6 protein-coding genes are annotated in these 4,626 nt (G+C 68.0%); 2 read left to right on the top strand and 4 right to left on the bottom strand.

The window, feature by feature from the left end; all coding sequences use genetic code 11:
• Nucleotides 1-105 precede the first annotated feature (105 nt).
• Nucleotides 106-306: a hypothetical protein gene (locus ACFYMC_RS29550; protein WP_388531172.1), complete on the top strand. Its 201-nt coding sequence runs from the start codon at nt 106-108 to the stop codon at nt 304-306.
• A 208-nt stretch (nt 307-514) separates the two neighbouring features.
• Here the strand turns inward: ACFYMC_RS29550 and ACFYMC_RS29545 are convergent, their stop codons facing one another.
• Nucleotides 515-1,387, bottom strand: coding sequence for a DUF4396 domain-containing protein (locus ACFYMC_RS29545; RefSeq protein WP_388531169.1), 873 nt, complete (start codon nt 1,385-1,387; stop codon nt 515-517).
• Between the two features lie 286 nt (nt 1,388-1,673).
• On the opposite strand from ACFYMC_RS29545, the gene ACFYMC_RS29540 reads away from it, so the two are divergent.
• Nucleotides 1,674-2,039, top strand: coding sequence for a hypothetical protein (locus tag ACFYMC_RS29540; protein ID WP_388531166.1), 366 nt, complete (start codon nt 1,674-1,676; stop codon nt 2,037-2,039).
• Nucleotides 2,040-2,339: 300 nt separating this feature from the next.
• Here the strand turns inward: ACFYMC_RS29540 and ACFYMC_RS29535 are convergent, their stop codons facing one another.
• The 3 genes from ACFYMC_RS29535 to ACFYMC_RS29525 form a co-directional block, all read right to left on the bottom strand.
• The gene (locus ACFYMC_RS29535) at nt 2,340-3,080 is read right to left on the bottom strand and encodes a hypothetical protein (RefSeq protein WP_388531164.1); all 741 of its coding nucleotides are present in this window, start codon (nt 3,078-3,080) and stop codon (nt 2,340-2,342) included.
• Between the two features lie 71 nt (nt 3,081-3,151).
• Entirely contained in the window at nt 3,152-3,949 is a 798-nt protein-coding gene (locus ACFYMC_RS29530) for a hypothetical protein (protein WP_388531161.1), read from the bottom strand.
• Nucleotides 3,946-4,560 (bottom strand): hypothetical protein, encoded by a 615-nt coding sequence (locus ACFYMC_RS29525; protein ID WP_388531158.1) that lies wholly within the window; start codon nt 4,558-4,560, stop codon nt 3,946-3,948. The genes ACFYMC_RS29530 and ACFYMC_RS29525 overlap by 4 nt, the downstream gene beginning before the upstream one ends.
• Nucleotides 4,561-4,626: the final 66 nt, after the last annotated feature.

Genomic DNA, 4,626 nt, shown 5'->3' with positions numbered 1-4,626 from the left:
ACGCGCTGATACGCACCGACATGATCGTATGCCACCAGCGCCCTGATGACCCGTCAACCCTCACGACCGCGGCTTGACGAACATAGGGGCATCAATCAGGGGCTCGTGGACCACTTCACCGCGATCGCCTCCAAGACCGTCAAGGACCGCCTGGACCGGCTGGGAATCCCCAGTCGCCTGACCAACTACGCGGACGGGTCGGCGCTGTCCCCCACCTGCAACGGTGGCCACAACTACGGCTGCTGGGCCCCGGCGATCGCCGACTACATCCCCCGTCTCGAAGCCGCACTCGCCTCGACGGGCTGATCCCCCGATCCGCCGTGTACCCGCTCCCGCACCACTCGGGTCCGCCAGGAGGCGGCACCACGCGAGGTCGTGGGGGCGGTGCGCGGCTGCCCGGGCACCCCGTGCCGGGTGTTCCAGATTTCGAGAGGCCCGCCGAAGTTACGGCGGGCCTCTCGGGAGCTGCGCCTCGGCCCCCGGTCCCTTCCGGGGCAGCGGCCCGCCGAGTCCGTCAAGCAAAGCTCCCGAAGATCGCCGCCAGGAGGACGCCGGACGCGAGGAACACCAACGTGAGCGTCGCCATGGCGGACTTCTGCTCGAGAGTGACCTCGCTCTGCCCCATGGTCATTCCGGTCCCGCCCTCTTCGGCTCCGGGCATCGGCGCTTGGACCGGCTCCCCGCCTTCGCCCAACACGCGCACCGTTCCCATCCCGTGCTTCAGGTGGTTGGCGACGAGCCAGACGTTGACCGGGTAGGCGAACATCAGACCGGCGAGCACGGAGAGCGAGAACGTTGCCCAGAACCGGACGTCGGCGATATCTCGGCTGCCCTCGACGTGGCTTCGGATGATGACGTTGACCGCCACCATGGCACCCATCACGCAGTTCATCGAAAGCCATTCGGCGAACACCGTCGAACGGACGGCTCGCAGGTAGCTGCCGCCGAGCATGTCACGCATGAAGAGGGCCTGGAAGACCAGCAGGCCGAATCCGAAGCCAACGAGGTACTCCAGCAGGCTGTCGGCCCACATGGACAGGCCGAGCGCCGAGGCCACGACGGCCGCCGCCATGATGCCGGTGGCATCACCGGCCACGCAGTGGATGGTGGATCCGAAGGCCTGCTTCCAAAGGGGTGCCACGAAACGCTCGTGCGTGCCCGGCCGGGGCTCCTTGCACGAGAGCACGTACAGGGCGGCTGCGATGGGGCCGGTATAGAGGGTCAACAGGACCCATCCCCACTTCATCACGGTCAGTTCCGGGTTCTTGGTGAACGCGTCGTAGGCCACGTAGACGGTCGACAGCACCACCAGGAAGAACCAGGCGTACATGAGGACGTCAGCCGCCGTCCCACTGATGCCACCACCACTGGATGCGAGGACGTACATGGTGCCCCTCTCTACACGCGCTCGCCCACCCTGGTGCGACGCCGAGTTCTGAGGCGATTCTCGTGCTCCACACGCATTTGTCAGGGTTTCAACTCACCCCAGTTCCACCCAAAACCATCACCAGCAGGTGAAGGAGGGAACAGGTGGGTTCAGCTCGGAGCCCACGAACCCGAAGGCGGCAGGAACCGGACGGGCGAGGCGGCGAACGCTGCTCCTGCACCAGGTACGACCGGGCACGGCCTGACATATTCTTGTTCCACGGCAGCATCGGGGGAGGGAGCAGTACATGGGCTGGATCTGGTGGGTCCTCATCATCTTCTGGACGGGCGGTTTCGCCTGGGTGGCGGACAACGTCCGTACCGCGCTGCGCCATCGTCACGAGCGCAAGATGGAAGTGATGGAGGCAGCGAAGCAGGAACGTTTGGCCATCGACGCGGCACACAAGGCACCGGAACCGGTGTGCGGGTGTACCCACCACCTCGCCAAGCACGACAAACAAGGCCGGTGTCATGAACGCGTCGAGGTACCCACGGCCTGGGACGAGAACAGGAAGCCGATACGGTACGAGGCCGGCCAGTGCAACTGCCAGCAGTACGTCGGTCCCCAGCCGCTCTCGCAGGTCTTCGCGGAGGAGTTGACCGACCGCGCCTGACCGGACGGACACCGCGGGGCGCACGATCACCCCGACACCTCGCCGGCGATCCCGACCGCCACGACCCCCGGCGGCCCGAGCGCCCGCACCCGCTCGGTGGCCACGACCGGGGCGGCGGCGCCCATCGGCACGAAACGTCCTGTGGGGCCGCCGACCCGCCCGCCCTGCCACCGGATGGCGCCACCATGAACGTGCCCGTGCAGCCGCCGTGTGTGGCGGGCTCCACGACCTTCGGGATGTACTCCTGGAGGGACGCCACCGTCGCTCGCGTACCTCTGGCCAGCTCGTGACCGAGCCCCGTCAGCTCAGGAGTTGCTCCTGCAGGAGCACCGTCTGATGGAACGGGACCGGCGCCTGGGCTCGCGGTGTGCCCTGGATGACCACCGCGATCGTGTCCCCCACCTGGATGCTGGCCACCCGCAGGAGCTTCGTGCCGTCCAGTTCGCACTCTTGGACGTCCACCTCCGCGGCGAGGGTGCCCTTGGCGGAGCGCTCAGCACGCTGGCGGCTCCACTCCTGGTCCTGGAAGGTCCGCGTCGTGCCCTTGAGGTCATCGGTCATCCGCGGCATGGCGCGGTCGGCGGCTCCGGCGCTGTTGAAGCGCAGCAAGTAGATGCGGGTCCGTTCGCCTTCGGGCATCCCCCAGCCGCGGGCCACGATCTGCCGCAACCCCAGTTCGTGGAGGACCTCGGCCGATTCACCCGCAGCCTCCTTCGTGTACTCGGACAGGAATCGGTCCACCGAAACCCGGTGTTCGCCGTCGCCCAGTTGCCTGTCCAGGTCGGCACCTTCGGGTGGCGGCAGCAGATACCCGGCGAGCTCACCGAAGTGGATGCCGGCAGGGTTGTCGGGCGCGTTGGGCAGCGGGGCGCCGGCCGGCACACTGGGTTTGGCCAGCGTGGGGTAGGTCCAGCGGCCGTCGCTGAGCGTGCCGAGACCAGGCAGTTCGGTCCGTTCCTGCCGGGTGATCCCCAGAGCCGCGGCCGTTGCGGCAGAGGCGAAGACCAGGACTGCCGCACTCCAGCGCGCGACCGAGCGCAAGACGCGACGGTCCGGCCGAGGCCGTCTCCCGGGGGCGGGAGCGGCGGTGTAAAGGGGAGCGCTCCGGTCGGTCACACGTACTCCCCTGGCGACTTGATGTGGTCGAGTTGCTGACGCAGCAGCTCGCTGGCGACCTCGGTGGCGAAGGGGGCGGTCCCGTATGCCTGGTACGAGACCACGAGGTCGCCTCGGTAGGCGGAGCAGGTCAGCCCTGCGAACGGTTCGAGGACCTGCTTGGCGAACAGGTGGCAGACCGCCTCAGGATGTCCCTCGATCTTCGGGCCCTTCCGGAAGTCGTTGAAGGCCCCGGTGAGTTGCCGCATCAGGTGGGCCCTCTTGCGTGCCATCGCAGGTTCCATCTGCGCGATACGAACCTCGGCGATCACGTCCGCGCCCCTGCTCCGATAGCTACGCGCTGCCAGGCCCTTGAGCTTGAGTTGGTCCACCGCGGCGTGATGTTCCTTGCGCTCGACGAGGGACAGCCCACGAGAGGCGTCCTTCATCAACACGGATGCGCGGGGGCCGGTGACGACCGCGCTGTCGCCGTACTCGTCCATGTCCGGGCCGGGCCAGAAGGTGTCGGGCATGGGAAGCAGCGCGGCGGCCAGCCCGCGCGGCGCCGGCACTGACGGCGGCGTGCCGGGCACCTCGGCACTCCAGTAGTGCGTGGACGTCGCCGTGCGCTCGGCGTCCGCCATCCGTACCGCCGCTCCCACCGCTGCGGCGGCCATCACCACGGCGGACAGAGCAAGAGCGGTGATGCGCTGGACCCGCCGCCGGCTCCGACGAGGAGCGGGCGGGTCAAGCGCGGCGGCGGGCTGTGGCACGGACCTGGGCTGCGGCTCGGGCTGGGAACCGATCTCGGTCACAGTCGCTCCCACTGTTCTTTCGCCACCGACATGGCCTCCTTGGGGGATATCGGCCCATCGACGGATGCCAGCCAGATTTCCATGGCGACGTCTCCACGCCAGGCCAACGCCTTGGCTCGGTAGTACGGCCTGCCGCCGAGCGTGTCGTCGCCGTAGACCCACACCGTTCCGTTCCGGCTACCGGGGATGGGCTCGCCGGCGTCGCCCTCGCCGCTGCTCTCCCGTGTGTAACCGCTCTGTTCCTCGACGAAATCAAGGGCTCGGTGGTCGGAGGTGGGCCGGAACTGGATCAGGCGAATGGTCACGTACGTGCCCGCTCCCTGCCGCCACTGCCTGGAAGCAATACGGCGCAGACCAGAGTTCGAAAGATATCTGAACATTCGGGTGGGGCTCTCGGCCTCCGCGGCGAACTCCACGATGCTGACCCAGCGCCCCTCCGACGCCCCCTCGTAGCGTGCGCCCTGCGGCTTGGGCGCCAGCAGCTTACGGAGGTCTCCGTCGCTCTTCGTCCAACGGTGGGCGTTGATGGAGCGCGCCGAAGTCCGGTCGTCGACGGGCGCCGGCTTCGGCTCGACGATGTCGCCCTGGGCTTGATCCGCTTTGACGGACACTCCTGATCAGGGGCTTCGCCCCCGGAAGGATGATGTCCATCATGGAGAGCATGGGGAAGAAGAAGC

It is taken from the genome of Streptomyces sp. NPDC006879 (assembly GCF_042869595.1).
Taxonomy (GTDB): Bacteria; Actinomycetota; Actinomycetes; order Streptomycetales; family Streptomycetaceae; genus Streptomyces.
Note: the sequence above shows the minus strand (reverse complement) of the source record. Positions and strands in the feature narration are given on the sequence as shown.